General features: G+C 28.4%; 32 protein-coding genes, 1 tRNA gene and 1 pseudogene. 23 read left to right on the forward strand and 11 right to left on the reverse strand.

The window, feature by feature from the left end; genetic code table 11:
• Position 1: 1 nt before the first annotated feature.
• Entirely contained in the window at positions 2-412 is a 411-nt protein-coding gene (locus tag CPEL_RS04030) for a PepSY-like domain-containing protein (RefSeq protein ID WP_044598716.1), read from the reverse strand.
• Between the two features lie 117 nt (positions 413-529).
• On the opposite strand from CPEL_RS04030, the gene CPEL_RS04035 reads away from it, so the two are divergent.
• A complete protein-coding gene (locus CPEL_RS04035) occupies positions 530-1,060 on the forward strand; it encodes a rhomboid family intramembrane serine protease (protein WP_044598717.1) in 531 nt (176 codons plus the stop codon).
• Positions 1,057-1,551, forward strand: a complete 495-nt coding sequence (locus CPEL_RS04040; RefSeq protein WP_044598718.1) for a phosphohistidine phosphatase — start codon at positions 1,057-1,059, stop codon at positions 1,549-1,551. The genes CPEL_RS04035 and CPEL_RS04040 overlap by 4 nt, the downstream gene beginning before the upstream one ends.
• A 369-nt stretch (positions 1,552-1,920) precedes the next feature.
• Here CPEL_RS04040 and CPEL_RS04045 read toward each other — a convergent pair whose 3' ends face one another.
• Complete coding sequence (locus CPEL_RS04045) at positions 1,921-2,124, reverse strand: hypothetical protein (RefSeq protein ID WP_044598719.1); 204 nt, start codon at positions 2,122-2,124, stop codon at positions 1,921-1,923.
• Between the two features lie 101 nt (positions 2,125-2,225).
• Between CPEL_RS04045 and CPEL_RS04050 the strand changes: the two genes are divergently transcribed.
• Together CPEL_RS04050 and CPEL_RS04055 are read left to right on the forward strand one after the other, a co-directional pair.
• Complete coding sequence (locus CPEL_RS04050; RefSeq protein ID WP_044598720.1) at positions 2,226-2,903, forward strand: aspartate/glutamate racemase family protein; 678 nt, start codon at positions 2,226-2,228, stop codon at positions 2,901-2,903.
• Positions 2,904-2,906: 3 nt separating this feature from the next.
• Positions 2,907-3,974, forward strand: coding sequence for an integrase/recombinase (locus tag CPEL_RS04055; RefSeq protein ID WP_044598721.1), 1,068 nt, complete (start codon positions 2,907-2,909; stop codon positions 3,972-3,974).
• Positions 3,975-4,077: 103 nt separating this feature from the next.
• On the opposite strand, the gene CPEL_RS04060 is transcribed toward CPEL_RS04055, so the two are convergent.
• Positions 4,078-4,935 (reverse strand): DMT family transporter, encoded by an 858-nt coding sequence (locus tag CPEL_RS04060; RefSeq protein ID WP_044598722.1) that lies wholly within the window; start codon positions 4,933-4,935, stop codon positions 4,078-4,080.
• An 83-nt stretch (positions 4,936-5,018) separates the two neighbouring features.
• Here CPEL_RS04060 and murA point away from each other — a divergent pair, with 83 nt between their 5' ends.
• On the forward strand, positions 5,019-6,275 hold the full coding sequence (gene murA / locus CPEL_RS04065; RefSeq protein ID WP_044598723.1) for a UDP-N-acetylglucosamine 1-carboxyvinyltransferase: 1,257 nt from the start codon (positions 5,019-5,021) through the stop codon (positions 6,273-6,275).
• Positions 6,272-7,432 (forward strand): molybdopterin molybdotransferase MoeA, encoded by a 1,161-nt coding sequence (locus CPEL_RS04070; RefSeq protein ID WP_044598724.1) that lies wholly within the window; start codon positions 6,272-6,274, stop codon positions 7,430-7,432. Before murA ends, CPEL_RS04070 begins: the two co-directional genes overlap by 4 nt.
• Before the next feature lie 32 nt (positions 7,433-7,464).
• Here the strand turns inward: CPEL_RS04070 and CPEL_RS04075 are convergent, their stop codons facing one another.
• Positions 7,465-7,761: an invasion antigen C gene (locus CPEL_RS04075; protein WP_044598725.1), complete on the reverse strand. Its 297-nt coding sequence runs from the start codon at positions 7,759-7,761 to the stop codon at positions 7,465-7,467.
• 100 nt (positions 7,762-7,861) lie between these two features.
• On the opposite strand from CPEL_RS04075, the gene CPEL_RS04080 reads away from it, so the two are divergent.
• Positions 7,862-7,936 (forward strand) — tRNA-Gly (locus CPEL_RS04080).
• 72 nt (positions 7,937-8,008) lie between these two features.
• On the opposite strand, the gene CPEL_RS04085 is transcribed toward CPEL_RS04080, so the two are convergent.
• Positions 8,009-8,695 carry a hypothetical protein gene (locus CPEL_RS04085; RefSeq protein WP_044598726.1) on the reverse strand — a complete coding sequence of 229 codons (687 nt, stop codon included), beginning with the start codon at positions 8,693-8,695 and terminating at the stop codon, positions 8,009-8,011.
• A 74-nt stretch (positions 8,696-8,769) separates the two neighbouring features.
• On the opposite strand from CPEL_RS04085, the pseudogene CPEL_RS04090 reads away from it, so the two are divergent.
• A pseudogene (locus tag CPEL_RS04090) lies at positions 8,770-9,006 on the forward strand (cysteine peptidase family C39 domain-containing protein); the annotation flags it as partial.
• 4 nt (positions 9,007-9,010) lie between these two features.
• Here CPEL_RS04090 and CPEL_RS04095 read toward each other — a convergent pair.
• Entirely contained in the window at positions 9,011-10,282 is a 1,272-nt protein-coding gene (locus CPEL_RS04095) for a Cj0814 family flagellar-dependent secreted protein (protein WP_044598727.1), read from the reverse strand.
• A gap of 161 nt (positions 10,283-10,443) precedes the next feature.
• Here CPEL_RS04095 and flgA point away from each other — a divergent pair, with 161 nt between their 5' ends.
• From flgA to CPEL_RS04135, 8 genes are read left to right on the forward strand one after another with little or no spacing between them, the layout of a single operon-like run.
• The gene (gene flgA / locus CPEL_RS04100; RefSeq protein WP_044598728.1) at positions 10,444-11,106 is read left to right on the forward strand and encodes a flagellar basal body P-ring formation chaperone FlgA; all 663 of its coding nucleotides are present in this window, start codon (positions 10,444-10,446) and stop codon (positions 11,104-11,106) included.
• Positions 11,103-11,681, forward strand: coding sequence for a UbiX family flavin prenyltransferase (locus CPEL_RS04105; RefSeq protein WP_044598729.1), 579 nt, complete (start codon positions 11,103-11,105; stop codon positions 11,679-11,681). The genes flgA and CPEL_RS04105 overlap by 4 nt, the downstream gene beginning before the upstream one ends.
• Positions 11,681-12,160, forward strand: coding sequence for a pantetheine-phosphate adenylyltransferase (gene coaD / locus CPEL_RS04110; RefSeq protein WP_148308770.1), 480 nt, complete (start codon positions 11,681-11,683; stop codon positions 12,158-12,160). Before CPEL_RS04105 ends, coaD begins: the two co-directional genes overlap by 1 nt.
• Positions 12,151-12,735 carry a dTMP kinase gene (gene tmk, locus CPEL_RS04115; RefSeq protein ID WP_044598731.1) on the forward strand — a complete coding sequence of 195 codons (585 nt, stop codon included), beginning with the start codon at positions 12,151-12,153 and terminating at the stop codon, positions 12,733-12,735. The genes coaD and tmk overlap by 10 nt, the downstream gene beginning before the upstream one ends.
• Positions 12,728-13,954 carry a histidine--tRNA ligase gene (gene hisS, locus CPEL_RS04120; RefSeq protein WP_044598732.1) on the forward strand — a complete coding sequence of 409 codons (1,227 nt, stop codon included), beginning with the start codon at positions 12,728-12,730 and terminating at the stop codon, positions 13,952-13,954. Before tmk ends, hisS begins: the two co-directional genes overlap by 8 nt.
• Positions 13,951-15,780, forward strand: coding sequence for a biosynthetic arginine decarboxylase (gene speA, locus CPEL_RS04125; protein WP_044598733.1), 1,830 nt, complete (start codon positions 13,951-13,953; stop codon positions 15,778-15,780). The genes hisS and speA overlap by 4 nt, the downstream gene beginning before the upstream one ends.
• On the forward strand, positions 15,777-16,382 hold the full coding sequence (gene cysE, locus CPEL_RS04130; RefSeq protein WP_044598734.1) for a serine O-acetyltransferase: 606 nt from the start codon (positions 15,777-15,779) through the stop codon (positions 16,380-16,382). Before speA ends, cysE begins: the two co-directional genes overlap by 4 nt.
• Complete coding sequence (locus tag CPEL_RS04135; RefSeq protein WP_044598735.1) at positions 16,379-17,410, forward strand: UDP-N-acetylglucosamine--N-acetylmuramyl-(pentapeptide) pyrophosphoryl-undecaprenol N-acetylglucosamine transferase; 1,032 nt, start codon at positions 16,379-16,381, stop codon at positions 17,408-17,410. The genes cysE and CPEL_RS04135 overlap by 4 nt, the downstream gene beginning before the upstream one ends.
• On the opposite strand, the gene CPEL_RS04140 is transcribed toward CPEL_RS04135, so the two are convergent.
• The 5 genes from CPEL_RS04140 to CPEL_RS04160 are packed head-to-tail and all read right to left on the reverse strand — an operon-like array spanning position 17,403 to position 20,644.
• Positions 17,403-18,020: a YggS family pyridoxal phosphate-dependent enzyme gene (locus CPEL_RS04140; protein WP_044598736.1), complete on the reverse strand. Its 618-nt coding sequence runs from the start codon at positions 18,018-18,020 to the stop codon at positions 17,403-17,405. The two genes, CPEL_RS04135 and CPEL_RS04140, sit on opposite strands and share 8 nt — an antisense overlap.
• A gap of 6 nt (positions 18,021-18,026) precedes the next feature.
• Complete coding sequence (locus CPEL_RS04145; protein WP_044598737.1) at positions 18,027-19,274, reverse strand: RNA polymerase factor sigma-54; 1,248 nt, start codon at positions 19,272-19,274, stop codon at positions 18,027-18,029.
• A complete protein-coding gene (gene lptB, locus CPEL_RS04150; protein ID WP_044598738.1) occupies positions 19,274-19,999 on the reverse strand; it encodes an LPS export ABC transporter ATP-binding protein in 726 nt (241 codons plus the stop codon). The genes CPEL_RS04145 and lptB overlap by 1 nt, the downstream gene beginning before the upstream one ends.
• Positions 19,992-20,399 (reverse strand): tRNA (adenosine(37)-N6)-threonylcarbamoyltransferase complex ATPase subunit type 1 TsaE, encoded by a 408-nt coding sequence (tsaE, locus tag CPEL_RS04155; protein ID WP_044598739.1) that lies wholly within the window; start codon positions 20,397-20,399, stop codon positions 19,992-19,994. The genes lptB and tsaE overlap by 8 nt, the downstream gene beginning before the upstream one ends.
• A complete protein-coding gene (locus CPEL_RS04160) occupies positions 20,396-20,644 on the reverse strand; it encodes an RNA-binding S4 domain-containing protein (protein ID WP_044598740.1) in 249 nt (82 codons plus the stop codon). Before CPEL_RS04160 ends, tsaE begins: the two co-directional genes overlap by 4 nt.
• Before the next feature lie 104 nt (positions 20,645-20,748).
• On the opposite strand from CPEL_RS04160, the gene CPEL_RS04165 reads away from it, so the two are divergent.
• Genes CPEL_RS04165 through CPEL_RS04195 form a run of 7 tightly spaced genes read left to right on the forward strand, consistent with a single transcriptional unit; the run spans position 20,749 to position 26,670 of the window.
• Positions 20,749-21,969: an argininosuccinate synthase gene (locus CPEL_RS04165; protein WP_044598741.1), complete on the forward strand. Its 1,221-nt coding sequence runs from the start codon at positions 20,749-20,751 to the stop codon at positions 21,967-21,969.
• 13 nt (positions 21,970-21,982) lie between these two features.
• Entirely contained in the window at positions 21,983-22,426 is a 444-nt protein-coding gene (gene rplI / locus CPEL_RS04170; protein ID WP_044599527.1) for a 50S ribosomal protein L9, read from the forward strand.
• Positions 22,426-22,965 carry an ATP-dependent protease subunit HslV gene (gene hslV / locus CPEL_RS04175; RefSeq protein ID WP_044598742.1) on the forward strand — a complete coding sequence of 180 codons (540 nt, stop codon included), beginning with the start codon at positions 22,426-22,428 and terminating at the stop codon, positions 22,963-22,965. Before rplI ends, hslV begins: the two co-directional genes overlap by 1 nt.
• A complete protein-coding gene (gene hslU / locus CPEL_RS04180) occupies positions 22,965-24,284 on the forward strand; it encodes an ATP-dependent protease ATPase subunit HslU (protein ID WP_044598743.1) in 1,320 nt (439 codons plus the stop codon). The genes hslV and hslU overlap by 1 nt, the downstream gene beginning before the upstream one ends.
• Entirely contained in the window at positions 24,281-25,153 is an 873-nt protein-coding gene (era, locus tag CPEL_RS04185) for a GTPase Era (RefSeq protein ID WP_044598744.1), read from the forward strand. Before hslU ends, era begins: the two co-directional genes overlap by 4 nt.
• A complete protein-coding gene (locus CPEL_RS04190) occupies positions 25,143-26,156 on the forward strand; it encodes a hypothetical protein (RefSeq protein WP_148308771.1) in 1,014 nt (337 codons plus the stop codon). The genes era and CPEL_RS04190 overlap by 11 nt, the downstream gene beginning before the upstream one ends.
• The gene (locus CPEL_RS04195) at positions 26,119-26,670 is read left to right on the forward strand and encodes a hypothetical protein (RefSeq protein ID WP_044598746.1); all 552 of its coding nucleotides are present in this window, start codon (positions 26,119-26,121) and stop codon (positions 26,668-26,670) included. Before CPEL_RS04190 ends, CPEL_RS04195 begins: the two co-directional genes overlap by 38 nt.
• The last annotated feature ends 8 nt before the right edge of the window (positions 26,671-26,678 follow it).

A 26,678-nucleotide genomic window follows, 5' to 3' on the forward strand; every position in this document is an offset into this window, starting at 1 on the left:
CTCAATCATCAAATTTTTGTCTTAAGATGTTTCCATTATCATCAATGTAAAGTTTCATTTGATTGTTGAGTTTGATTTTGTAGTATGAAATTTTTCTTTCTATTTCTATGATATTTGTATTAGGATAGATGTTTTTAATAGTATTTTGTATAGCTAAAGGCAAAATAGCATAATTTAATGATTTAAAATTTTCAGCTTCTTTAAATTCTCCAGTAAGTAAAAATTCTAACTCACTTCCATCGCTTAAATAAATTTCATAAGAATAACCATCTTGTTCTACTAAACCAATTTCTGCGTTAAAATAATCTTTTATAAATTTTTTAATATTTACTGGTAAAGAATCAGGAGCTATAACTATACCTGCATTAAGTATGTTTAAAGTTAGAAAAAAAACTAGAATTATTTTTTTCATTTTTCACCTTGAATGAATTTTTGACGATATTGTATCTTATTAGTGTGAATTTTGTGTGTAAGCTAAAAATTAAATAGCTTTTTGTTATAATTTATCAAAAATATAAAAAGTAGGGCAATGGTAGCTTCTTTTTTAATAGCAATAAATATCGTTATATTTATTTATGTAAATTATCTTCATTTTAACTCTTTAAATTTGGATGTAATTTTAGGTTTAAATTTATTTTTCTTTCAAGGTTTTTATTGGCAAATTTTAAGTTCCATGTTTATGCATGGAAATTGGCCACATTTGATTTTAAATATGATAGTGCTTTTTCAGTTTGGAACTATGCTGGAAAAATATTTAAAAAGTTTTAAATTTGCTTTGTTGTATTTTTTAGGCGGGATATTATGTTCTTTGCTTAGTGTATTTTATATATATATTAGTTTTAATGGTAATTTTGTAAATGTTGTTGGAGCTAGTGGAGCAATATGTGTTTTAATGGGATTTTATGCATATTTAGACAAAACTGCCACAAAAGGACTTATTGTGGCTATATTATTAATGAGTTTTGCACCTATTTTAATGGGTGTAAATATAGCTTGGTATGCACATATTTTTGGTTTTATATGTGGTTATATTTTTGCTAAATTTAAGGTTATTAAATGAAATATATCTATCTTATAAGGCATGCTAAAGCACAAAAAGAAAATTATGAACAGGATTTACAAAGAGATTTAAGTTCTAGCGGAAAAGATGATCTTAAAACTATGATATATAGAATAAAAAATTTAAATTTCAAAGCGCAAAAAATTTTTTCAAGTCCTGCAAGGCGTTGTATTAAAACAGCTCAAAAATTATGCAAAAATTTTGGATTAAAAGAAAAAGATATAGTTATAGAAAAAAGTTTTTATGAAGATGACTTAGAAACCATTTTAAATTTTATAAAAGATTTGCAACAAAATAGGGTAGTGCTTGTAATGCATAATCCTTTGCTAATAAATTTATGCGAGTATTTAACGCATATTGATTTAGAAAATTTTCCAACTTCTGCTATTTTATGCTTGCAATTTGATATAAATAATTTTAAAGAATTAAAAGAACACAGCGGAGAAGTTGTGTTTTTTGATTATCCTAAAAGTCAAGAATTAACTAAATAATTTCTACTATTTATTCTTAAAATATAAAATAAAATTTAGCTGAATTAAAAAATATATGATTTTGTATTTTTCTTTCTATGCATAATATATTATATTTTTTTTCAAAAAATTATACTAATTTTTTTATGGATAAATTATATTAATACAAAAAATAAAATGCATTAAATACCTAAAAATAGAGCATTATAAACTATATTAGATAATAGAATTATTTATAGATATAATAGTTTGAAAATTATAGTTTTCAATACAAAATATGTATAATTTAAAGTTTTAATCATTTATCATATAATTTTACATATAAATTAAGTTTTATTTAAAATATTTTTAATAAGAATATTTAAAATTAAAGTGTATGCTTTAGAGGTTTTATTTTGATTTTTGGATTAATCTTGAAAGTTGTTTTGCTAAAATTATGGCACTATTTTCATTTTTAGATAATTTTTTTATATTTTCTTTAAATTCAAAGAGTCTTTTTTCTTGTGTAATATCATTATTTTTTATAAAATCATTTTGTTTTAAATTGTTATTTTGTTTTGTTGTTTTTTGTGTGTTTTTCTTTTTAAAAAACATATTATATTCCACCTTATTTTTGTTTTTATTATTATATCTAGATATTTTTAAGTAAGATTTTTTTATAATTTTTATATTAATATTACTAAAAAAGGTAAAAAATGAAAACCATAGGTTTAATCGGTGGTATGAGCTATGAAAGCACGCTTAGTTATTATGAAATTATCAATAAAATAACAAATGAAAAACTAGGAAAATTGCATAGTGCTAAGATAATTTTATCTAGTGTGGATTTTGAAGAGATAGAAGAATGCCAACGCAAGAATGATTGGCAAAAAGCAAGTTTGATTTTAACACACCATGCCCTACTTTTAGAAAAATGCGGAGTTGATTTTATATTAATTTGCACTAATACTATGCATAAATGCTATGATGTGATTGCAAAAAGCATTAAAACCCCTATTTTGCATATAACCAAGGCTATGCTTTTAGAGCTTCAAAGCCAAAACATCGACAAAGTCCTTTTATTAGGAACAAAATACACTATGGTTGAAAATTTTTATAAGCAACTTTTACTTGATTCAAAAATTGAAGTTTTCATCCCTAGGAATGATGATATATTAAAAGTCAATGATATTATTTTTAATGAGCTTTGCAAAGGCATTGTAAAAGAAAACTCAAAACAATATTTTAATGATTTAATCGCCCAATTTTCACAAGTTCAAGGTGTGATTTTAGGATGTACTGAACTTGGTTTGATTATCAAAGAAAATTCTAAAAAGCTATTTGATAGTGCTTATATTCATGCAAAAATGGCGGCTTTAAAAGCTTTGGAGTAGATAATGAAATACCCTTTAGATTGTGAAGAAAATTTTGAAAAATCATTATTATTTTGGCTTTGTAAATATGTGAAATTTAAACTTAATTCTTTATCTAATAAAGAATTAAAAGATCCACAAAGCCTAGCTAGTGTAAATTTTGCCCTTACAAAAGGGGCTAAAAATATACAAGAGCTTGATGCTTTAGTTAAAAAGGCTAGAAATGCAGGACTTAGCGGGGTAAATACATATTTTAATCCTTTGAAAAAAATATATGAGTATTTGCTTTTTTACAAGCTTCATTCTTTAAAACAAGTGGATGAGGAATTATTGGTTGAAATTTTAGCAAGTTCTACTGCTTCTTTATCTGATGCTAGTAAAAAAAATTATCGTATCGCTGTTATAAATTTTTTTGACTTTTTAGACAAACAAAATGAAGAAGAACAAAAAGCACATATTTTTGATATAAGTCTTAAAAATTGGGGTGGTATTAGTGGTAGCAAGGGTATTAAATTGCCTGAATATATGAATGAAGATGAGATTAAAAGATTTTTAAATGCTATAGATGAAGTGGATTTTAAAAACAACACTATAAGAAACAGACTTATTTTAAAAATCATTATTTTTACAGGTATTCGCGTGAGTGAAGCTATTAATATAAAATTAAAAGATATTAGCGAAGAAAGCGATCTTTATATCATACGCATTAGAGGCAAAGGCAATAAATACCGCGTTGTGATGATTAAAAAAGATTTAATAAAAGATCTATTAGATAATGTAAAAATCAATTATCTAAGCAATGAAGCCTTGCTTTTTGTCAATAAAAAAGGCACCGCCCTAACCCAAGCTTATATCTCGCGTATAGTAGAACAAATTTTATTTAAAGCAGGAATTCGCAAGCAAAAAAATGGAGCTCATATGCTAAGACATACTTTTGCCACCCTACTTTATAAAAAACAAAAAGATTTGGTTTTGGTTCAAGAAGCATTAGGCCATGCAAGTTTAAACACTTCAAGAATTTATACTCATTTTGATAATGAAAAGCTAAAACTAGCTGCAGAAGTAGCCAAAAAACTTCACGATAGAACATAATTTTATAAAATACATGATATATCTTTATAAAAAAAGATGTATCATGTAAATAAATGATTATGCTAGTAAAATTAAGCCTGATATTGCAAATATTATAATAATCTTAGTATTTTCTAGCATTTAAAAACACACTAAGAATGATTAAAGCAAAAGCTAAAAGATCAACTAGGCTATAAAAAGTTCCTAAAAATAAAAAACTCATAAACGCAGCAGCCACAGGTTCTATACAAGCTATCATACTAGCTCTTAAAGGCCCTATTAGTTCAACTCCTTTTAAATATAAGCCAAAAGCTCCTATAGTGCCTATAAATATAATCCCACCCATAGCCAAAAATGAATTTAAAGAAAAATCATATTTTGGGATATTTCCTTGCAATAATACAAAAAGCAAAAAAGAAGCGATTAAGCTAGCTAATCCCATGATTAAAAACAAACCATATTTTAATATAATAGCCCTAGCACTTAAAGAGTAAAAAACCACCCCAAAAGCACTTGCAATAGCCCATAAAATTCCTATGATATTGAAATTTAACTGCGTGATATCACCCCCACTAAGCAATAAAAATAAAGCAAAAATAATCAAAAAAAGTGCTAAAAGCTCTATTGCTTTTGCTTTTCTTTTTTCTAAAAAACACACATATAGCATTACAATAAGCGGTGCGCTATATTGAATCATAGTAGCAGTTCCTGCATCAGTATAAAAAATAGCTTTAAAATACCCATATTGGGTTATAATCAAACCAAAAAATGCAAAAATTAAAAGTGAAGAAAATTCCTTTTTATCTATAAATAATTTAAATTTTATATTTTTTAAATTTATTAACAATAAAATTAAGCCAGTAAAAAACAATCTATAAAAACTCACCCATTCTACTGCAAAATCTTTTTCAAATAAATACTCAGCCAAAACTCCGCTAATAGCCCAAAATATCCCGCCAAGTATGACAAAAAATACTCCCAAAGAACTATCCTTTAACCATATATAATGTTTAATTTTATATAATGATGCAATTATACATTTTTTGTAGTATTTTAAGGAAAATTATGACTTATTTAGAGATTGATGGAGTTACAAATTTAAGCGGAGAAGTGATTATAAGCGGTGCAAAAAATGCAGCACTTCCTTTGATAGCTTCAAGTATTTTAGCTAAGAATGAAGTGCAAATTTCAAATTTGCCCAATGTAGCAGATATTTGCACCCTACTTTCTTTGCTTGAAAATTTAGGTGCAAGTTATACTTTTAAAGATAATTTTGCAAAAATAAATACAAATAACTTAAAAAAAACCATAGCAAAATACGACATCGTGCGTAAAATGCGTGCTTCTATACTTACTTTAGGGCCTTTGCTAGCTAGATTTGGAAATTGTGAGGTTTCTTTACCAGGAGGTTGTGCTATAGGACAACGCCCTATTGATTTACACCTTTTGGCTTTAGAAAAAATGGGAGCTAGTATTGAAATAAAACAAGGTTATGTTGTAGCTAGCAAAAAGCTTAAGGGTGCTGATGTGATGTTTGATAAAATCACTGTTACAGGTAGTGAAAATATCATCATGGCAGCAGCCCTAGCTCATGGAAAAACTAGGCTTTTAAATGTTGCTAAAGAGCCTGAAGTGGTGCAACTTTGTGAGGTTTTAGCTAAAGCAGGACTTGATATAAAAGGCATAGGATCTTCTGAGCTTGAAATTTATGGCACAAGTGGGGAGCTTTTAGAATTTAAACCTTTTGAAATCATTCCTGATCGTATTGAAGCAGGAACTTATTTGTGTGCAGGAGCTATCACTAACTCAAAAATCACTCTAAAAAAAGTCAATGCCACTCATCTTAGTGCAGTTTTAGCAAAGCTAGAGCAAATGGGATTTAGCTTTGATATTGATGAAAATAGCATTAGTATTAATCCTGCTAAAGAGATTAAACCCGTTGAAATTTTAACTAGTGAATATCCAGGTTTTCCAACGGATATGCAAGCACAATTTATGGCTTTGGCTTTAAAAGCAAATGGAACAAGCATTATTGATGAAAGATTGTTTGAAAATCGCTTTATGCATGTGAGTGAGCTTTTGAGAATGGGAGCTGATATAAGATTAAATGGGCATATTGCTACTATAAATGGCACTAAAGAGCTTTTTGGAGCTGATGTTATGGCTACTGATTTGCGTGCATCTTCAGCTTTGATTTTGGCGGCTTTAGCAGCCAAAGGAACTAGCAAAATTCATAGAATTTATCATCTTGATAGAGGTTATGAAAATTTAGAAGAAAAATTTAAAAAGCTAGGAGCTAGTATAAGAAGGCTTGAAGAATGAGAGATATTTTTGCTACTTTAGAATTTTTAAAAACACAAATTAAAGCAAGAAATGAATTTCAAAAAGTAAATTTAACACAGGCTTTGGGGTGTATTTTATATGAGGATGTATTTGTTAAAAAAGATTTACCCGCATTTAACAATTCTGCTTTAGATGGCTATGCATTAAATTATACACATAAAAATAAATTACTAGAGATAAAAGGAAGTATTTTAGCAGGTGATAAAAATGATTATATTATAGAAAAAAATGAGTGCTATAAAATCATGACAGGAGCTAAAATTCCTCAAAATGCCAATACCATTTTAATGTTTGAAGAAGCTTTGCTTGAAGATGAAAAGCTCAATGCCAAAAATGCTAAAGAAAACAATGCCATCCGCTTTAAAGGTGAGGAAGTAAAGCTTGGGGAGCTTTTATTTAAAAAGGGAGAAAAAATCACCTCAGGTATGATAGCCATGCTTGCTGCTCAAGGAATTTATGAGTTAAATGTTGTTAAAAAATTGCGTGTTGGAATTTTTTCAAGTGGAGATGAGCTTGTAGAACCTTGGGAAAATGCAGATGAATATAGTATATATAATGCTAATGCATTTGGAATTTATGCTATTTTACAAGATTGTGCTAAAGTAGAGTATTTAGGACTTTTAAAAGATGATTTAAGCGTTTATAAAAAGCTTTTAGATAACCAAGAATTTGATATGCTTATAAGTAGTGGTGGGGCTAGCGTTGGTGAGGCTGATTTTGCAATGCAAGCTTTAATAGAATGCGGTTTTAATCCTATTTTTGAAAAAGTCAATGCTAAACTTTGTAAGCATGTAAAACTTTTTAGTAAAAATGATATGCTTTTTTTAGCCTTACCGGGAAACCCTTTAGCTTCTTTAATTTCAACACATATTTTTGCAAAAAATATACTTAATTTACTCTATGGTGTAGATCTTTTAGAATTTAATAAAGCAAAATTAACAAATGAATTAAAATTTAAAGGCCAAAGAAATGATTTTGTCTTTGGGGAATTGATTGATGGATATTTTAAACCAAGTGAAGTTAAATTTGGCTCGGGTATGATAAAACCTTTATGTGAAAATACACATATTTGTATCACCAAAATTGATGATACAAAACTAGCAAAAGATCAAGAAGTTAAAGTTTTAAAAATTTAATAGGCTATTGCACTACCCTATTTTAAATGAGATTAACTTCTTGCTTTATCTAGAGTTTTAAAAAGATTATTTAAAATATTTTCTTCATTTTTTTGGTATTTGCTTTGGCGTAATTTCTCCCAAGCATATATACTAAAATCTTTTGAAATTTCTCCTATGTTTAAATCTGTGTTGCTAAAAGCATTATCGCTTTCTTTTTTATATTCTTTTTCTTCTTTATTTTTTAAAGCATTTAAGGTAGCTTGAAACTCATCTGAAGAGGTGTTTTTTTCTTTAATTTTTGTTATATTGTTTAAAGCTAGTGGGCTATTTTTTTCATTTACTTGCATGAAAACTCCTTTTGTTTTTTAATAATACAAGCAAAAAATATTCCTTTTTATATACTTGACTTTGATATAAACTTTTGTTAAAATCATGCCCTATTTTCAAGCGGGAATAGCTCAGGGGTAGAGCACAACCTTGCCAAGGTTGGGGTCGCGAGTTCGAATCTCGTTTCCCGCTCCATTTGTTTATGCATTAAAACTAATTATCTTAATATCTTTATTTTATTTATTGATTAAATTAAACAAAAATAACTCAAGTTTTAATATCAATAATCTTTGGAGTAGTATCTTGAGAAAGAAACTGATTAAATTCTTCTATATTTTCATAATTAAATTTCATACCAAAAAGAAGTTCTAATTCTTTACTTGTGCTAAATTTATCTTCTAATAGTTTGTTTACAAGCTCACTTTTTGTATTATCATCTTTATAAGTTTCTTTGTTTTTACTTTCTGCTTGTATGGGTTTGAAAGTTTTTTCTATATCTTTTTCTGAAGTTTCTTGAGACTCATTAATCTTTTTACTAAAATCAACAAAGTATGTATTTTGAAGCTCAAGGTATTTTTCTTTAAGCTCATCTATGCTTTTGCTTGTGTGAAAAATTTTAACATAAGCTTCATCATAATTTACTCCATTTATGCTCAGCCAACGAGGCGATTTGGCATTTTCACCTATCCATTTGAATAAATCTTTAACTTCTGATTTTGATAATTCATTTTTTCTAAGCTTATCTTCTATTGAACCTTCGATTAATTCTATTTTATCGCTAAATTTTTTAGAAATTTTATACAAATATATTAAATCATTACCTAGTTTTTCTTTTTGTTTTTTTGTGAGTTCAGGATTTTTATTTTCTGCAATTTCATTTTTTATTTTATTAAGTGTTTCTAATGGATTTTTCCCAAAATATTCATTAAAAGAGCTTAATGGAAATACTATCATTTAATGCCTTTGAGTTTAAATTGTTTATTATATCGACTATTTTTATATAAAATTTATTCCAATTGCTTATATAAAACCCACGCTTTCCACATTTTGTGGTAATTATTAATTATAAAGGGGGTTATTTACAAGTATTTGATCCAAGCTATGGAGAGTATATAAGTTCTAAAAGAGAATTTTTTAGCATTTGGGATAGATATAATAAAGGTGGATATGCTTTAATTGTAGCACCAAAAAAAGAATTGAAGAAATTTAAATTAAATATACCAAAACATTTATTTTTTGAAATAAAACCTTTTGGTATAAATTAAAGGATTACACCCTAGTTTGATTTAAAATATTATTTAATTTATCCATTACAGAATTTACATAAGAATTTATACTTTCATTGCTAGGAGAGTAGCCACTAGCTTTAGCTTGATTAAATTGATTATCAAACCAAGCCCCACCATAACCTATGCTTGAATTTTGCCAAGCAATATTATTTTCTTTGGCATAAATTTTAGAATCAAGCCAACCATCTTGAGCGTGTGCTTTTAAAATTTGTGCAAAATCGACTTTACCTGTCATAATATCATTTAAAGAGGCTAAAGAACCATCAAAACTTTCTTTTGCCATAGCTTCTTTAAATGCTTGAATTTTAGGATTGACTTTGGTATTTCCACCTTCTAAAATTGTTCCACCGCTAGATTTTAAAAAACTCATAAATAAAGCTTCTTTAGTATAGCTTCCATCTTCATTTTTTGGATAAACAGACATATCAGGATTAAAAGTATCTTTTGCTATATCGCTATCTAAAATTTGAGTTTCCATACTTTCAGGGGAAAAATCTAATTTTTTCAATCCTGTATTGATAGAATTTTGCATTCCTATGCTATCTATAGTATTGTATTGCTCTTGTGTATCATAAAAATTTGTTATAATTTGTTTATTTAAATTTTCTAAAGAAGCAAAATTGTTATTTGTGTCATAAATACTATAACCTTTTGGTAAAGAATTTAAATCTTCTATACTAAAACTAGTTTTATTAGAATTTTCAAAACTATGATTTACGATTTGATCAAATTTAGAATAATATTGTCTTATAGTATCAGCCATATCTATGTTTGTATAATAACCACCAGTTACACTCAAGGAAGTTTTACTTGATGTGCTAAAATAATTTTCCTCATTGTATCTATACAACTCATCTAAAGTAGATTTATGTATCTTAAAATCTTCAGGTAATCCCGCTGCTTTGTTAAAATCACTACCCATATAGCCACTAGAATCAACACTATAACCATAAGCCATAGAAGCAGGATTATTAGCTTGTCTATATTTTAAAGCATAAATAGAATTTTTAAAATCGCTTGATATATGATAATTAGGAGAATCGCTTTTAATACTATTTTGATTTAATATTGCTTCATTGAGTGCTAATGTTTGAGTATTATTACTTTGAATTTCAATTAATTTACTAGCATTTTGTTTAACAAAAGTATTTGCAAAATTTGTTTTTGAACTTGTTTTATTTTCTTTATTTGCTTTTGTTTGTGAAATGATAGAACCATAAGAGGAATTATCATTTATACTAAATATACTCATTATGCAATTCCTTAGATTTAGATTTTGCCCTCAATCTTCAATCTTGCATTTTTACAAGCAAATTTTATTCCGCTTATTTTAGAAATTTTCAACCAAATTCAAACTTTTTTTATGTATGATATGGCTAATTTTTTAATTTTATTGCATAAGGTTGATTATTTGTGAAAAATATCATATTGTTTTTATTTTTCTATACTTTAAGTTTTGCTTCAAATTTTGATGAAGTAAAATTAGCTTTAATTAAAGAATTTAAGACAAATTATCCGCAGTTAGAAATCATTTCTTTAGATCTTAACACTCAATCAAACTTACCTGCTGATTTTAATCAATACATTTTTTTAAAACTAGGTAATCATAATTTTGATAGAGCTGATGGCTTTGTAAAGGCTGAATTTAAAACTCCAGAGCAATTTAAAAAAAATATATTTTTTAAGTATTTTTTAAAGGCAAAATTAGAAGTTTTACAAACCACACGCCCTATTTCGCGTAATGAAAATTTAAGTCCTGCTAGTTTTAAAATTTTAAAAATTCCTTTTGATAAAGCTCCGCAAGGTGTATTAAAAAAAGATGAAATTGCAAATTTAATCGCCAAAAGCAATATAAGAGAAAATATGATTTTAAAATACAATATGTTTAAAACTAAAACTCTTATACAAAGAAATGATTCTGTTTATGGGATTATAAAAGATGGGGATTTAAGCATGATAATAGAATTAAAAGCTTTGCAAAGTGGGAATTTAAATCAAAGAATTCGCCTTAAAAATAAAGATGGAAAAGTCGTTCATGGTAAAGTTATTAGCAAAAATTATGTGGAGCTAAAATGAGAAAAATTTTAGTTGGTATTAGTGGGGCTAGTTCTTGTGAACTTGGTTTTTTATTGTTAAAACATTTAAAAGAAAAAGGGCAAATTTATGCCATTGTGAGCAAAAATGCAAAAATAAGCTTTACAAAAGAAAATTCTCTTTTAGAAAATATAGACTTTTTGCAATACATAAAAGATAAATTTGAACTTGAACATGTAAATTTTTTAGATAATGAAGACATTAGCCAAAGCGTTGCAAGCGGGTCTTTTGGCATAGAAACGACTTTTATCATACCTTGTTCGATTAATACTTTAGCAAAAATTGCTTGTGGTATAAATGATACTTTACTCACAAGAGCTGCAGGAGTGGCTTTAAAAGAGCGTAAAAAACTCATACTTGGAGTAAGAGAAATGCCCTATTCTACTTTAAATTTAGAGCAAATGGCTAAACTTTCTAGCTATGGAGTTATCATCGCTCCTCCTGTAATGGCTAGTTATGCAAAAATTCAAAATTTAGACAATTTAAAGGAATTTATTATAGGAAAATGGCTTGATCTAGCAAATATTGAGCATAATTTATACCAAAGGTGGCAATGATGGCTAGTTGTATATACCCAGGAACATTTGATCCTATCACTAATGGGCATTTAGATGTAATCATTCGGGCTAGTAAGATGTTTGAAGAGGTTGTGGTTGCTATAGCTAAAAGTGATAATAAAAATCCCATGTTTAGCTTAAAACAAAGAGAAAAAATGGCAAAAATTGCAATAAAAGATTTAAAAAATGTTAAAATTATCACTTTTGATAACTTGCTAGTTGATCTTGCTAAAAATTTGCAAATAAATATCATCATAAGGGGTTTAAGAGCAGTGAGTGATTTTGAGTATGAATTACAACTTGGTTATGCAAATCACATGCTTTGGGAAGATTTTGAAACAATTTATCTTATGCCAAATTTAAAAAATTCTTTTATTTCAAGCTCCATAGTCAGATCAATTTGTTTGCATAATGGCGATGTAAGTAAGCTTGTGCCAAAAGAAATCATACCTTTGTTAAAGGAGAAAGATTGTATATAGCTTTTGAAGGGGTTGATTGTGTGGGTAAAAGCACGCAAATTATGTTATTACAAAAGTATTTTAGTGAGGCTGTTTTCACTAAAGAACCTGGTGGAAGCGAATTAGGTATAAATTTAAGAAAAATTCTATTAGAAAGTAAAATACAATTTTCTAAAAAGGCTGAGCTTTTGCTTTTTTTAGCAGACAGAGCGAATTTAATTGATATGCATTTGGCACAAAATAAAAATAAACTCATTATTTCAGATCGCAGTTTTATCTCTAATATGGCTTATGCAAAACTTGATTTTGATGAGAATATTTTATTTGAGTTAAATTCTTTTGCCACAGGTGGTTTTTTTCCGCAAAAGGTAGTTTTTTTATATGGTTCTAAAGAGCTTATCGCACAAAGGCTTTCTAAAAAAGATTTAGATAGTATTGAAAAAAGAGGGATTGAATATTTTTTAAATATACAAAATGCTCTAGAGGAAACTTTAGAGTTTTTAAAAACTAAGATAGATATAAAAATTTTAAAATTAGACGCGTCTTTGAGTATTGAAAATTTACATGAAAAAATTAAGGAATTTATAGATGATTAATGCTTTAAAAGGAATGAAAGATTTACAAGATGATCAAGCAATGCTTTATGAAAAAGTAGTAAAAACTTGTGAAGAAGTAGCTAAAAACTATGGATTTAGTTTTATTAATTGTCCGCATTTAGAACTTACTAAGCTTTTCAAAAGAAGTGTTGGAGAAAGCTCTGATATAGTTGGTAAGGAAATGTATGAATTTATTGATAAAGCAGGCAATGAAGTATGTTTGAGGCCTGAAGGGACAGCTGGGGTGGTAAGATCATACATAGAAGCTAAAATGGACAAGGCTCAAAGTGTTAAAAGGTGGTTTTATCATGGCTCTATGTTTCGCTATGAAAGGCCACAAAAAGGAAGATTGCGTGAATTTCATCAATTTGGCGTAGAAAGCTTTGGTATAGCAAGTGTGTATGAGGATGCGAGTATTATTTTAATGCTAAATGAAATTTTTAAACGCTTAGAAATTCATACAAGTTTGAAGATCAATTCTTTAGGCTGTAAAGAATGTATGGGTGTATATAAAGAAAAACTCATAGCTTTTTTAAATTCTAAAGAAGGTTTTTGTGAAGATTGCTTAAGAAGAAAGGACTTAAATCCTATTAGAGTGCTTGATTGCAAAAATGATCATTGTCAAAGTTTAATCGAAAATGCGCCAAAACTAAGTGAAAATTTATGCCCATGTTGCAAGAAAGATTATGAAAAATTACAAAAACTTTTAAAAGAAAATGATGTTGAGTTTGAATGTGATGAAAAATTAGTGCGTGGACTTGATTATTATTCTAAAAGTGCATTTGAGTTTGTTAGTGATGAAATCGGTGCAAAAGCTGCCGTAGCAGGTGGTGGAAGATATGATAGATTGATTGAATACTTAGATGGCAAAAGTGGCTATGGAGTGGGTTTTGCTATGGGTATAGAAAGGATTATGGCTATTTTAGAGCAAAAACAAAGTATAAAAGCAAGAGAAGGAATTTATCTTTGTGCTATGGATGAAGCTTATATAGATACTATTTTTAAACTAGCAAATACTTTAAGAAAAAAACATAAAGTATATTTAAGCTATGAAGCAAAAAAACTTGCAAAGCATTTAAACCAAGCAGATAATGCCAATGCTAAAATCTTTTTGTGTATAGGTGAAGATGAAATGCAAAAAGAAGAGATTTTTTATAAAAATTTAGAAAATAAAGATACTAAAAATATAAAATTAGCAAATTTGGAGAATGAGTTATGATTGATTATGGTATTAATATTTGGGGTGCAAATAATTTTATTATCGAAAATGGCAAAGTATGTGTAAATCATGGTAAAAAACCTGCCATTATAGATATAGTAAATACTTTGCGTGATGATGGTTATAAGGGGCCATTGTTGCTTCGTTTTCCTCATTTAATCCATAAGCAAATTGAGCAAATTTATAATAAATTTGCTAAAGCAAAAAAAGAATTTAACTATAAAGGCTCTTTTAATGCTGTATATCCTTTAAAAGTTAATCAATATCCGGGTTTTGTAAAAAATTTAGTCAATCTAGGCAAAGAATACAACTATGGTTTAGAAGCAGGAAGCAAGGCCGAGCTTTTACTAGCCATGGCTTATAATAATGAAGGCGCTCCTATAACAGTTAATGGCTTTAAAGATAAAGAACTCATAAATATGGGTTTTATAGCTTGTGAAATGGGACATAATATCACTTTAACTATGGAAGGGCTTAATGAGCTTGAAGCGATGATTGAAATTGCTAAAAATCGTTTTAAGCCAAAGCCAAATATAGGCTTAAGAGTGCGTTTGCATTCAGCTGGAGTAGGAATTTGGGCAAAAAGTGGTGGTATAAATTCAAAATTTGGTTTAACTTCTACTGAGCTTATAGAGGCTGTAAATCTTTTAAAAGCTAATAAGCTTTTAGAGCAATTTACTATGATACATTTTCATTTAGGCTCGCAAATAAATGAAATTCATCCTTTAAAAAAAGCCTTAAATGAAGCGGGTAATATCTACACTGAGCTTAGAAAAATGGGGGCAAAAAATTTAAAAGCTATTAATCTTGGTGGGGGGTTAGCGGTAGAATACTCTCAATTTAAAAACGAAACAAGTAGAAATTACACTTTAAGCGAATATGCAAACGATGTTGTGTTTATTTTAAAAAGTATAGCAGAACAAAAGAAAGATTTAGAGCCTGATATTTTTATAGAAAGTGGGCGTTTTGTAGCAGCTAATCATGCTGTTTTAGTAGCACCTGTTTTAGAACTTTTTTCCCAAGAATACACAGAAAGTAAGCTTTTATTAAAAGATAAAAATCCAAAACTTATCGATGAGCTTTATGATTTATATAAAAACATTAAAGCTTCTAATGCACTTGAGTATTTACATGATAGCATTGATCATATGGAGAGCATTTTAACCTTGTTTGATTTGGGTTATGTAGATTTGCAAGATCGCTCCAATAGTGAAATTTTAGTGCATTTGATTATGAGAAAAGCTATTTCTTTAGTGGGTGATCAAGCTGATTTATCAAGTTTGCAAAATGAAGTGCAAGAAAAATATTTGGTGAATTTTTCAGTATTTCAGTCTTTACCTGATTTTTGGGGTTTAGAGCAAAATTTTCCTATTATGCCGCTTGATAGACTCAATAAAAAGCCAACTAGAAGTGCAAGCATATGGGATATAACTTGCGATAGTGATGGAGAGATTTCTTATTCTAAAGATAATCCTTTATTTTTACATGATATTGATGTAGAAGCTGAAGATTATTTTTTGGGATTTTTCCTAGTGGGAGCTTATCAAGAAGTGCTTGGTATGAAGCATAATCTTTTTACACATCCAACCGAAGCTTGTATAAGTATAAATGAAAAGGGTTTTGAAGTAGAAAGCGTGCTAGAAGCTCAATCTATTTTAGATACCTTAGAAGATCTTGATTATGATATTCATGCAATTATGGATAATATTAATGAAAAAATTTATGCTTCAAAACTTGTAAATGAAAATCAAAAAAAGCATATTTTAGGTGAAATTTATTTGTTTTTAAATGATAATGGATATTTAAAAAGCATAGGTTCTAAATGAGTATTTTTAAACTAATCAAAGAAGATTTTTCTATGCCAAAACAAAAAGATCCTGCTTATAGATCTTGGGTGGAATTAGTTTTTAACTATCCTGGTGTTTGGGCTGTGGTAAATTATCGTTTTGCGCATTTTTTTTACCAAAAAGGTTTTAAAAAAATAGCAAGGATTATTAGTGGAATTTCACAATTTTTTACCGGAGTTGATTTGCACCCTGGTGCACATTTGGGTAGAAGAATATTTATAGATCATGCAAGTGGAGTTGTCGTTGGTGAGACTTCTATTATAGGTGATGATGTTTTGATTTATCAAGGTGTTACTTTGGGTGGAACAAGTTTGGATAAAAATGCCAAAAGGCATCCTACCATAGAAGATGGCGTGATTATAGGCTCTGGTGCTAAAATTTTAGGCAATATCACCATAGGTAAAAATGCTAAAATAGGCTCAAATGCAGTTGTATTGAAAGATGTTGGATCAAATTTAACTGCTATTGGTATACCTGCTTATATTAAAGAGCATGGCAGAATTGATTATGAAGAAAAAATCGCTAAATTAGAAGCAAGACTTGCTATTTTAGAAGAAAAGCTAAATAAAGAGGATAAATGATAGTAATTACAGGTGGAGGCACAGGAGGACATTTAGCTATAGCTAGATGTTTGTTACAAAGTGCTAAAAAACAAGGTATAGAATGTATTTACATAGGAAGTGAAAGTGGGCAAGATAAGCTTTGGTTTGAAAATGAAGATGGCTTTTATAAAAAATACTTTCTAAGTTCTCAAGGCGTTGTTAATAAAAAAGGCTTAGCTAAGATTCAATCATTTTTACATATTTTAAAACTAGCAAGAAAAACAAAACAAATTTTAAAAGAACATAAGATTAAAGCAGTTTTTAGTGTAGGTGGATACAGCAGTGCTCCAGCTGCTTTTGGTGCTTTAATGGCAAATATTCCACTTTTAATTCATGAGCAAAATTCTAAAATGGGAAGTTTAAATTCTTTATTGAAACCTTTTTCTAAAGCTTTTTTCTCTGCTTTTGATGATCAAATTAATAAAGCAAATACTTTTTTTTGTCCTTATCCTATTAATGATATTTTTTCTCAAAAGGCAAGAATTAGAAGAGAGTTAAAAAATATTATCTTTTTAGGTGGCTCACAAGGTGCTAAGTTTATAAATGATCTTGCTTTGGAAAATGCTTTATATTTTAAAGAAAAAGGTGTTAATATAATTCATCAATGTGGTAAGAATGATTATGAAAGGTGTAAAAAAGCTTATGAAGAGTTAAAAATAGATATTGAGCTTTTTGATTTTGATAAAAATATCATAGATAAAATCTCCAAAGCGGATTTAGCTATATCAAGATCAGGTGCAAGTAGTCTTTTTGAACTTAGTGCAAATTTACTTCCTTGTATTTTTATACCTTATCCATATGCAGCTAAAAATCATCAGTATTTTAACGCTTTGTATTTAAAAGAGCGTAATTTGTGTGAAATTTTATCTCAAAATGAAAAACATAAATTTTTAACTTTGATAGAAAATTTTTCACTTGAAGCAAAATCTTTAGCCTTGCAAGAATTAAAAAGTGAAAATGGTGCAGATTTTATGATAGAAAAAGCAAAGCAAATGGGGTTTATTTAAACAAAATACTCCCCAAACGCACCATATTTGAGCCACATTTTATAGCTAGTTCAAAATCTCCACTCATACCCATAGAGCAAATTTTTGCCCCATGTTTTTGTAAATTTTCATAAATTTTAAAAGTTTGCTCAAAACTTTTTTGCACTTTTTTTTCATCCATAGAGCCTATGCACATAATGCCTGTTAAATTTAAATTTTTACACTCTTCTTTTATTTGTAAATATTCCTCTATAGCCTTATTTTGCTCTATACCACTTTTAGAGCTTTCATTAGCAGTGTTAATTTCTAATAAAGTATCTAGTTTATAATCAAGTCTTTTATCCACTGCTTTGGCGATTTTTAAACCATTACAAGATTGCCAAAGTAATGGTTTTTGTTTAATTAAAAGATTAATTTTGTTACTTTGAAGATTGCCTATAAAGTGCCATTTAATTTTTAAATCTTGAAGTTTTTCTTTTTTTAAAGCTAAAGCTTGGACTTGATTTTCTCCAAATTCTATAACACCTTGCATAAAAAGCTCTCGAATTTGTTCATCTTGGACATACTTGCTAGCTGCCACTAAACGCACATTTTGCTTTATAGTTTTTTCAAAAATACTTTCTAAATTCATTTTTTCCTACATTAATTCATATAATTTTTTACGCTCACTTGAGCTTCCTATACCAAGTTGCATACGATATTTAGTGATAGTTCTACGCCCTAGTTGTACACTTGGGAATTCTTTTTGGGTAAGTTCAAGAATTTTTAAATCACTCAAAGGTTTTTTAGGATTTTCTTTTTTGATTAAATTACTAAGAAAATCTTTAATAGTCGCATTAGAGGTTTCTCCATCATCAACTGCAGTAGTAAAGAAGGATTTTAAAGGTATTAAACCTCTATCGCAACTTAAATATTTATTTGCAATTGCTCTTGAAATAGTAGAAGCATTTCTTTCAAGATCTTGTGCTAAGTCTTTTAGTTGCATAGGTTTGATATCCCCGCCCATGAAAAAATCATATTGATACTCTATAATCATTAATCCTAGCTTATAAAGAGTAGCCTTACGCATAGCCAAAGCATCAATTAAATTTTTAGCATCTTTTAAATAAGCACTTAAAAAATCATGTTCTAAACCATCTGCTTCAAAGGCAATTTCTGGGTAATAATCATCATTAATTTTAATTTTAATTTCACCATTTTCCTGATATATAAATATATCAGGAATGATAGCCATACTTTCTTCAAAATATTCCAAAAATGGAGGAATGGAGATTTTTTTTATAATAGCTATGGCTTTTTTATATAAAGGATCTTTGGTAAAATCTTTTGCATTTTCCAAATTTAAAATAAGCATTTTGCAAAATTCATAAAGCTCATCTTCTAAATCAAAATGTTCCAACGCAAAGATAAAAGCTTCTTGTTGATTTTTAGCCCCTACTCCTATAGGCTCAAGATACTTAAATCTTAAGCGTATTTTTTCTACTTCTAAAGAATCAAAATTATCTAAAATCTCTTCATCATACTCAAAGTATCCTTCATGGTTTAAGCATTCTATAATTTTTTCAGCAATAAGTTGAGATTTTTGTGTTGGAAATAAAGGTGGAATAATTTGTTCGCTTAAAAGTTCATATACATTTTTATTTTCTAAACTTTTAGCATCTATCATTTGCGCGGTAGTATTTTTACTAAAATACTCCTGATAATACTTGTTTTGATTGTTTGTTATACTTGAGTTTTCTTTTATTTCTATGAAAGGATTTTCTTTAGCAAACTCATCTAAACTTTCTTTTAGATCTTCAATATTAGCTTGTAATATAGGAAGCCATGATCTTAAAGTTTGTGATAGTTTTGTTTTTTGTGTTATAGAGGTTTTTTGTTTAAGCATTATTCAAGTTTAAACTCACTTCCAAGATAATATTTTTTAACATCCTCATTATGTGCAATTTCGTTTGCATTACCACTAGCTAGCAATCTTCCACTTCTAATCACATAAGCTCTATCACAAATTGCTAAAGTTTCTCTTACATTATGATCAGTGATTAAAACACCTATATTCATAGCTTTTAAATCATTAATCAAACTTTGAATTTCACTCACTGCTATAGGATCAACCCCAGCAAATGGCTCATCTAAAAGTAAAAATTTAGGATCACACATAAGCGATCTTGCAATTTCACAACGCCTTCTTTCACCTCCGCTTAAACTCATACCTTTTCTATGTCTAATAGGCTCTATGCTAAGTAATTCTAGCATTTGTTCTATTTTTTGTTCCAATAAATTTTTATCTTTATATATTACTTGGGCAGCTAAAAGTAAATTTTCTTCTACACTTAAATCTTTAAATACACTGCTTTCTTGAGGTAAATACCCAATGCCAAGCTTTGCTCTTTTATTCAGTGGTTCTTTTGTGATATCTTTTGCATCTAAAAATACCTCTCCGCTAGTTGGTAAGATAAGTCCACATATCATATAAAAACTTGTAGTTTTTCCTGCTCCATTTGGCCCTAAAAGCCCTACAACTTCACCGCTTTGAACTTCTAGCGAAACATCGTGTATGATTTTTGTTTTTTTAATGATTTTTTCTAAATTTCTAGCTTCTAGCTTACTCATGTATTATATACTTTCTTTTATTTTCATAAGGAATGATTTGTAAAATTATATTAAAAATTTGATATTTATCTAAGTATTTTTTTAATTTTTCATCACCCCACTCTACTAAATGCAAACCCTCTTCAAAAAAATTTTCAATCAAGCCATTTTTTAAAAGTCCATCAAAACCTTCTTGATAAATATCATAATGATAAATTTTACCTTGATGAAAATCATACTCTTGCATGATAGAAAATGTAGGAGAATTAAGCATTTTTTCTATTCCAAGAAATTGAGCGTAATTTTGAACCAAAGTAGTTTTACCACTTGCTAAATTTCCTTGAAGCAAAATTACTCCATTTTTAGGTAAAATTTCACAAAGCTTATAAAGCTCATTTTGGTTTAAAATCATTTCTTTCATTGAATTTTTACCACATATTTTTCTTGCATAGTTTTTGGTATGCTTTTGGTTGTTGGTATGTCTAAAACTTTGTAAATATTGGTGTATTCTATAAATTTAATGCTTATTTCATCGCCAATTTTTACTTCTTTACTAGCTTTAACTACTTGATTATTTATACTTACTACACCACTTTTACACATATCTTCTGATATAGCACGGCGTTTAGTGATATTAACTACATTTAAAAATTTATCTATTCTCATAAAAATATTTTATCAAAAAATACAATAAAATGTGTAAATATTTTACATTATATTAAGCTAAATTAGTTAAATTTTACAAACATTTTTTACAAAGAGGACAAGCAATGAAAAAAGATATTAAAAAGGTAGTTTTGGCGTATTCTGGCGGACTTGATACAAGTATAATTTTAAAATGGCTTCAAGATGAGTATAAATGCGAAGTTGTAACTTTTACAGCAGATATTGGACAAGGTGAAGAGCTAGAACCTGCTAGAAAAAAGGCTTTGTCTTTGGGGATAAAAGAAGAAAATATTTTTATACAAGATTTAAAAGATGAATTTGTGAAAGATTATGTTTTTCCTATGTTTAGAGCAAATGCTATTTATGAAGGGGAGTATTTGCTTGGCACAAGCATAGCAAGACCTTTGATAGCAAAAACTTTAGTAGAGATTGCAGAAAAAACAAATGCCGATGCAATTAGCCATGGGGCAACTGGTAAGGGTAATGATCAAGTGCGTTTTGAATTAGGTGCATTAGCTTTAAATCCAAATTTAGCTATTATCGCTCCGTGGAGAGAGTGGGATTTAAACAGCCGTGAAAAACTTTTAGCTTATGCGCAAAAACACGGCATAGATATCACAAAAAAAGCTGGAAAATCGCCTTATTCTATGGATGCGAATTTATTGCATATTTCTTATGAGGGTTTGGTGCTTGAAGATCCTGCGGCTAAGCCTGAGGATAGTATGTGGCGCTGGGTTAAAGAGCTAAAAGACACACCTAATGAAAGTGAAGTGATAGAGCTTGAATTTAGCAAAGGCGATTTGTGCGCTATAAATGGTGAAAAATTAGCACCCGCACAGCTTTTAGCAAAACTTAACGAGCTTGGTGCAAAGCATGGTATAGGACGCCTTGATATAGTTGAAAATCGTTATGTAGGAATGAAAAGTAGAGGTTGTTATGAAACACCAGGTGGCACTATACTTTTAAAAGCACACCGCGCTATAGAAAGCATTACACTAGATAGAGAAGCAGCGCATTTAAAAGATGAATTAATGCCAAAATATGCGAGTTTAATTTATAATGGGTATTGGTTTTCACCAGAAAGATTAATGCTTCAAGCGCTAATTGATCAATCTCAAAAATATGTAAATGGCAAGGTTAGATTAGAATTATTTAAGGGTAATGTTATGGTTATAGGCAGAGAAAGTGCTAATGATAGCTTATTTAGCGAAGCATACTGCACTTTTGAAGAAGATGAAGTTTTCAATCAAAAAGATGCAGCAGGTTTTATCAAACTCAATGCTTTAAGATTTATCATAGCAGGAAAAAATGGAAGAAAATTTTAACAAAGGAAAAAAAATGAAAGTTTTATTAATAAAAGATGTTAAAAGTTTAGGAAAAGCTGGAGAAGTTAAAGAAGTAAAAGATGGTTATGGGCAAAATTTTTTAATCGCTAAGGGTTTTGCTAAAGCAGCGACTAATGAAGTTTTACGCAAATATGAAAGCGATAAGAAAAAAGAAGCTGAGAATTTAAGATTTGAGCTTGCAAATTTAGAAAAACTAAAAGAAGAATTAGCCAAAATCACTATTTGTATAACAAAGCCTGTTGGGGCTAATGGAAGCTTGTTTGGCGGGGTTACTAAAGATGAAATCGCACATGCATTAAAAGAGCAAAAAGGCATAGAGCTTGATAAAAAGAGCTTAGAATGTGATACTATCAAAGAGCTTGGCGTGCATGAAATTTCGGCTAAATTAGGCCATGCTATACACGCGCTTTTTAAATTAGAAGTTAAAGGGGAATAATGTTTCACGCAACAACGATTTTAGCGTATAAGGGCAAGAAAAAATCTGTTATTGGCGGTGATGGGCAAGTTAGCTTTGGAAACACCGTTTTAAAAAACAATGCAGTAAAAATTAGAAAATTAAACAATGGAAAGGTTTTAGCAGGTTTTGCAGGAAGCACAGCAGATGCGTTTAATCTTTTTGATATGTTTGAAAATTTGCTTTCAAGTTCTAAGGGGGATTTGCTAAAAGCTGCGATTGATTTTTCAAAAGAGTGGCGTAAGGATAAATACTTAAGAAAATTAGAAGCAATGATGTTAGTATTGGATAGAGAGCATATATTTTTACTCTCAGGAACAGGAGATGTGGTTGAGCCTGAAGATGGAGCCATAGCTGCTATTGGTAGTGGTGGTAATTACGCACTTTCTGCTGCAAGAGCTTTAGCAAAACATTCCAATTTAGATGAAGAAAATTTAGTAAAAGAAAGCTTGCAAATAGCTGGTGAAATTTGCATTTATACAAATACCAATATCAAAACTTTTGTAATCGAGGATGAGTAATGAATTTAACCCCAAAAGAAATAGTTAATTTTTTAGATGATTATGTTATAGGACAAAAAAATGCTAAAAAAATCATAGCCATAGCTTTGAGAAATCGTTATAGAAGAATGCAACTTAGCCCTGAACTTCAAGATGATATCATGCCAAAAAATATCTTGATGATAGGTTCAACTGGAGTTGGAAAAACAGAGATTGCAAGAAGGCTTGCTAAGATGATGGGGCTTCCTTTTATCAAGGTTGAAGCAAGCAAATACACTGAAGTAGGTTTTGTGGGGCGTGATGTTGAAAGTATGGTTAGGGATTTAGCGAATGCGGCTTTAAATTTAGTTAAAAACGAGCAAAGAGAAAAAAATCGTGAAAAAATCGATGAATTTATAGAAAATAAAATTTTAGAAAAATTACTTCCACCTTTGCCAAAAGGGGTGAGCGAAGAAAAAGAACAAGAATATAAAAATTCTTTAGAAAAAATGCGAACAAAACTTCAAGCTGGGGATTTAGATGATAGTGTGATTGAAGTTGAAGTTTCGCAAAGTGTTTTTGACACAAATCCAAATTTACCGCCTGAAATGGGCGCTATGCAAGATATTGTTAAAGTAATTGGAGTAGGCAATAAAAAAGTTAAAAAAGAAATGAAAATTAAAGATGCGAGAATGGCTTTGGCTCAAGAAGCGAGTGAAAAAATTCTTGATATGGAAAGCATTAAAGGTGAAGCTTTAAGAAGGGCTGAAAATGAAGGAATTATTTTTATAGATGAAATAGACAAGGTGGCAGTTTCAAGTTCAAATTCAAATCGCCAAGATCCTAGCAAAGAAGGAGTTCAAAGAGATTTATTACCTATAGTAGAAGGTAGCACTATACAAACTAAATTTGGTCCTTTAAAAACTGATCATATTTTATTTATCGCAGCAGGTGCTTTTCATTTGAGTAAGCCAAGTGATTTGATTCCTGAGCTTCAAGGGCGTTTTCCATTAAGAGTTGAACTTGATTCTTTAAATGAGGATGCTTTGTATCAAATTTTAACAAGACCTAAAAATTCTTTATTAACTCAGTATATTGAGCTTTTAAAAACTGAAAATGTAGAACTTGTTTTTGAAGATGAAGCTATAAAGGAAATAGCAAAAATCGCCAGCAAAGCAAATGAAGAAATGCAAGATATAGGTGCAAGACGCTTACATACTGTTATAGAGAAGTTGTTAGAAGATATAAGTTTTGAAGCAGATGAATATGCTGGAAAAACTTATAAAATAGATGATTTTAAGGTTCAAGTAAAGCTAGGAGATATTATAGAAAATAAAGACTTAGCTAGGTATATTTTGTGAAAAGTGGTTTTATAAGTATAGTGGGTAGAACTAATGCTGGAAAAAGTTCTATCCTTAATTCTTTATTAGAAGAAAAAATCGCTATGGTTTCTCATAAACAAAATGCCACTAGAAGAAAAATTAATGCCATTGTAATGTATGAAAATCATCAGCTTATATTTATAGACACTCCAGGGTTACATGCAAGCTCTAAGGCTATGAATCAACTTATGATAGATTTAGCGATTAAAAGTATTGCAGATTGTGATGTGATATTATTTGTAGCTAGTATTTACGATGATATCAAAGATTATGAGAATTTTTTAAGTTTAAATCCCAAAGCACCACATATAGTTTTAATCAATAAAGTTGATTTGGTAAAAAAAGAAGTTTTGCTTAAGAAATTAAGTGAATATGCTAAATTTAGCCCATATTTTAGTGCTATTATCCCTTATTCTACCAAGCAAAAATTTTATAAAAAAGTTCTTTTAGATGAAATGATTAAATATTTGCCTGAACATCCATATTATTTTGATCCAGAATTTATCACTACCACCAATGAAAAGGATATTTATAGGGATTTTATCTTAGAAGCTATATATGAAAATTTAAGTGATGAAATTCCATATAGTAGTGAGGTAAAAATAGAAAAGATTAAAGAATTAAAACAAATTAATTATATTAATGCTATGATTATTACAGATAGTAATTCCCATAAAGCAATGATATTAGGCAAAGATGGAGCAACCATCAAACGCATAGGAAAAGATGCAAGGATAAAGATTGAAAAATTTGCACAAAAAAAAATAATGCTAAAATTGTTTGTCCAACTTGAAAAAAATTGGCATAAAAATGAACAAAATCTGAAAAAAATTCTCTATGATGAATAAAAAAGAATATAAAAAAACTTTTATTCCATATGAAAAACTTTTATATGTAAAATTTAAAGAGAAAATTCAAGAAGAAGAAATTCTTACAAAATGTTTTGAAGAATTAGGTATTAAAGATGATTTTTCTTATAAACTTTTGTATTTTTATGAAAAAGAATACACGCATGCTTTTTTATTAAAATATCAGGATATTTTAAGCGATTATGATATGCTTATTCCAGAACCTTTGCTTTTTAGTGCATACTTTATGGCAAATAAATTAGAAAAAAATTTAGTTTTGATTTTTAAAGAAAAATATATAGTTTTGATTGAATATAATGCAGATTTGTTTTGTGATTGTAAAAGTATACCTATAGGAGTTTTTAATAAAAATTTTGAAGAGAAATTAAAAAATTCTTATGGAAATATCATAAGTATTGATGATGTGGATAATATTTCTTCTTTTAAAAAATTAAAAAGTAATGATTTATACAAAAAATTACTAAATAATAATGATAATTTTAAAATTAATTTTTCTCAAAAAAGAAATATTTCTTTTTTAAAATCATGTAGTTTTAAATTTATCATTAGCTTTATACTGGGTGTTTTACTTGCTTGTATATATCCTTTGTATTTATTTTTTGAATTTTCTTTTATAAAAAATGAAACTTTAGTTTTAGAACAATCATTACAAGAACAAGTTCAAATATTTAAGCAAATAAAACAAAGACAATCTCAAAAGGAGAATTCGATAAAACAACAAGATGAGATAAAAAATAAAATTCAAAATTTAAAAGCTTTTTATGCAAATAGTTTGTGTTATAAAGATTTTTTTGATTTTATTGGAATTTTAAACTTACATCAAAGTTATATAGAATCTTTGTCTATCAATGATAATAATTTTATAATTGAAGTTTTAAAAGATTATGATTTTTATGATGATTTTAAACAAAAGCAATTTATATTAAAAAATAAAGAAATCAACAATGGAAAAATTAACCTATTTTTTGAAAAACATATTTGAAATTTTAGAAAATTATTTGCTTGGTTTGTCGCAACGCGAGTATAGATTGATTTTACTTTTAAGTTTTATTTTTGGAATTTTTATAGTTTATATAAGTGTTTATGATAATTTAGAAACTCAAAAGTATATTTTAAAAGAAAATTTAAATTCATTACAAGAAAAATATAAACAAAACAAAGAAGAGATAGCAGAATATAATCAGGATTTTGATTATGATGAGTTTAATACTCAAGATATTTTTTCTGTGTTAAATAAAGATTATCAAGAAGTATTGAGTGATATTGAAAAAAAATTAAACCATACTCAAGTAAAAAATTTGCAAATTCAAACTAATAAATACAAGGATAAAAATTTTACTTTTTATGAATTGAAATTAAATTATATAAGTAGTTTTTCTTCTTTAATGGAGTTTTTAAATCAACTTGATGATAATGTTAAAGTTAGAAAATTGGATATCACTAAAAATGAAAATGATTTAAAAATTTCCATAATTTTGATTTTTGTATTAATATAAACACTTTT

The sequence above is a fragment of the Campylobacter peloridis LMG 23910 genome (assembly GCF_000816785.1).
GTDB lineage: Bacteria > Campylobacterota > Campylobacteria > Campylobacterales > Campylobacteraceae > Campylobacter_D > Campylobacter_D peloridis.

Bases quoted from the DNA above. Each gene is read 5' to 3' on its own strand.
- CPEL_RS04030 (WP_044598716.1), bottom strand. From the start codon at position 412: ATGAAAAAAATAATTCTAGTTTTTTTTCTAACTTTAAACATACTTAAT.
- CPEL_RS04035 (WP_044598717.1), top strand. From the start codon at position 530: ATGGTAGCTTCTTTTTTAATAGCAATAAATATCGTTATATTTATTTAT.
- CPEL_RS04040 (WP_044598718.1), top strand. From the start codon at position 1,057: ATGAAATATATCTATCTTATAAGGCATGCTAAAGCACAAAAAGAAAAT.
- CPEL_RS04045 (WP_044598719.1), bottom strand. From the start codon at position 2,124: ATGTTTTTTAAAAAGAAAAACACACAAAAAACAACAAAACAAAATAAC.
- CPEL_RS04050 (WP_044598720.1), top strand. From the start codon at position 2,226: ATGAAAACCATAGGTTTAATCGGTGGTATGAGCTATGAAAGCACGCTT.
- CPEL_RS04055 (WP_044598721.1), top strand. From the start codon at position 2,907: ATGAAATACCCTTTAGATTGTGAAGAAAATTTTGAAAAATCATTATTA.
- murA (WP_044598723.1), top strand. From the start codon at position 5,019: ATGACTTATTTAGAGATTGATGGAGTTACAAATTTAAGCGGAGAAGTG.
- CPEL_RS04070 (WP_044598724.1), top strand. From the start codon at position 6,272: ATGAGAGATATTTTTGCTACTTTAGAATTTTTAAAAACACAAATTAAA.
- CPEL_RS04075 (WP_044598725.1), bottom strand. From the start codon at position 7,761: ATGCAAGTAAATGAAAAAAATAGCCCACTAGCTTTAAACAATATAACA.
- CPEL_RS04085 (WP_044598726.1), bottom strand. From the start codon at position 8,695: ATGATAGTATTTCCATTAAGCTCTTTTAATGAATATTTTGGGAAAAAT.
- CPEL_RS04095 (WP_044598727.1), bottom strand. From the start codon at position 10,282: ATGAGTATATTTAGTATAAATGATAATTCCTCTTATGGTTCTATCATT.
- CPEL_RS04105 (WP_044598729.1), top strand. From the start codon at position 11,103: ATGAGAAAAATTTTAGTTGGTATTAGTGGGGCTAGTTCTTGTGAACTT.
- coaD (WP_148308770.1), top strand. From the start codon at position 11,681: ATGGCTAGTTGTATATACCCAGGAACATTTGATCCTATCACTAATGGG.
- hisS (WP_044598732.1), top strand. From the start codon at position 12,728: ATGATTAATGCTTTAAAAGGAATGAAAGATTTACAAGATGATCAAGCA.
- speA (WP_044598733.1), top strand. From the start codon at position 13,951: ATGATTGATTATGGTATTAATATTTGGGGTGCAAATAATTTTATTATC.
- cysE (WP_044598734.1), top strand. From the start codon at position 15,777: ATGAGTATTTTTAAACTAATCAAAGAAGATTTTTCTATGCCAAAACAA.
- CPEL_RS04135 (WP_044598735.1), top strand. From the start codon at position 16,379: ATGATAGTAATTACAGGTGGAGGCACAGGAGGACATTTAGCTATAGCT.
- CPEL_RS04140 (WP_044598736.1), bottom strand. From the start codon at position 18,020: ATGAATTTAGAAAGTATTTTTGAAAAAACTATAAAGCAAAATGTGCGT.
- CPEL_RS04145 (WP_044598737.1), bottom strand. From the start codon at position 19,274: ATGCTTAAACAAAAAACCTCTATAACACAAAAAACAAAACTATCACAA.
- lptB (WP_044598738.1), bottom strand. From the start codon at position 19,999: ATGAGTAAGCTAGAAGCTAGAAATTTAGAAAAAATCATTAAAAAAACA.
- tsaE (WP_044598739.1), bottom strand. From the start codon at position 20,399: ATGAAAGAAATGATTTTAAACCAAAATGAGCTTTATAAGCTTTGTGAA.
- CPEL_RS04160 (WP_044598740.1), bottom strand. From the start codon at position 20,644: ATGAGAATAGATAAATTTTTAAATGTAGTTAATATCACTAAACGCCGT.
- CPEL_RS04165 (WP_044598741.1), top strand. From the start codon at position 20,749: ATGAAAAAAGATATTAAAAAGGTAGTTTTGGCGTATTCTGGCGGACTT.
- rplI (WP_044599527.1), top strand. From the start codon at position 21,983: ATGAAAGTTTTATTAATAAAAGATGTTAAAAGTTTAGGAAAAGCTGGA.
- hslV (WP_044598742.1), top strand. From the start codon at position 22,426: ATGTTTCACGCAACAACGATTTTAGCGTATAAGGGCAAGAAAAAATCT.
- hslU (WP_044598743.1), top strand. From the start codon at position 22,965: ATGAATTTAACCCCAAAAGAAATAGTTAATTTTTTAGATGATTATGTT.
- CPEL_RS04190 (WP_148308771.1), top strand. From the start codon at position 25,143: ATGATGAATAAAAAAGAATATAAAAAAACTTTTATTCCATATGAAAAA.
- CPEL_RS04195 (WP_044598746.1), top strand. From the start codon at position 26,119: ATGGAAAAATTAACCTATTTTTTGAAAAACATATTTGAAATTTTAGAA.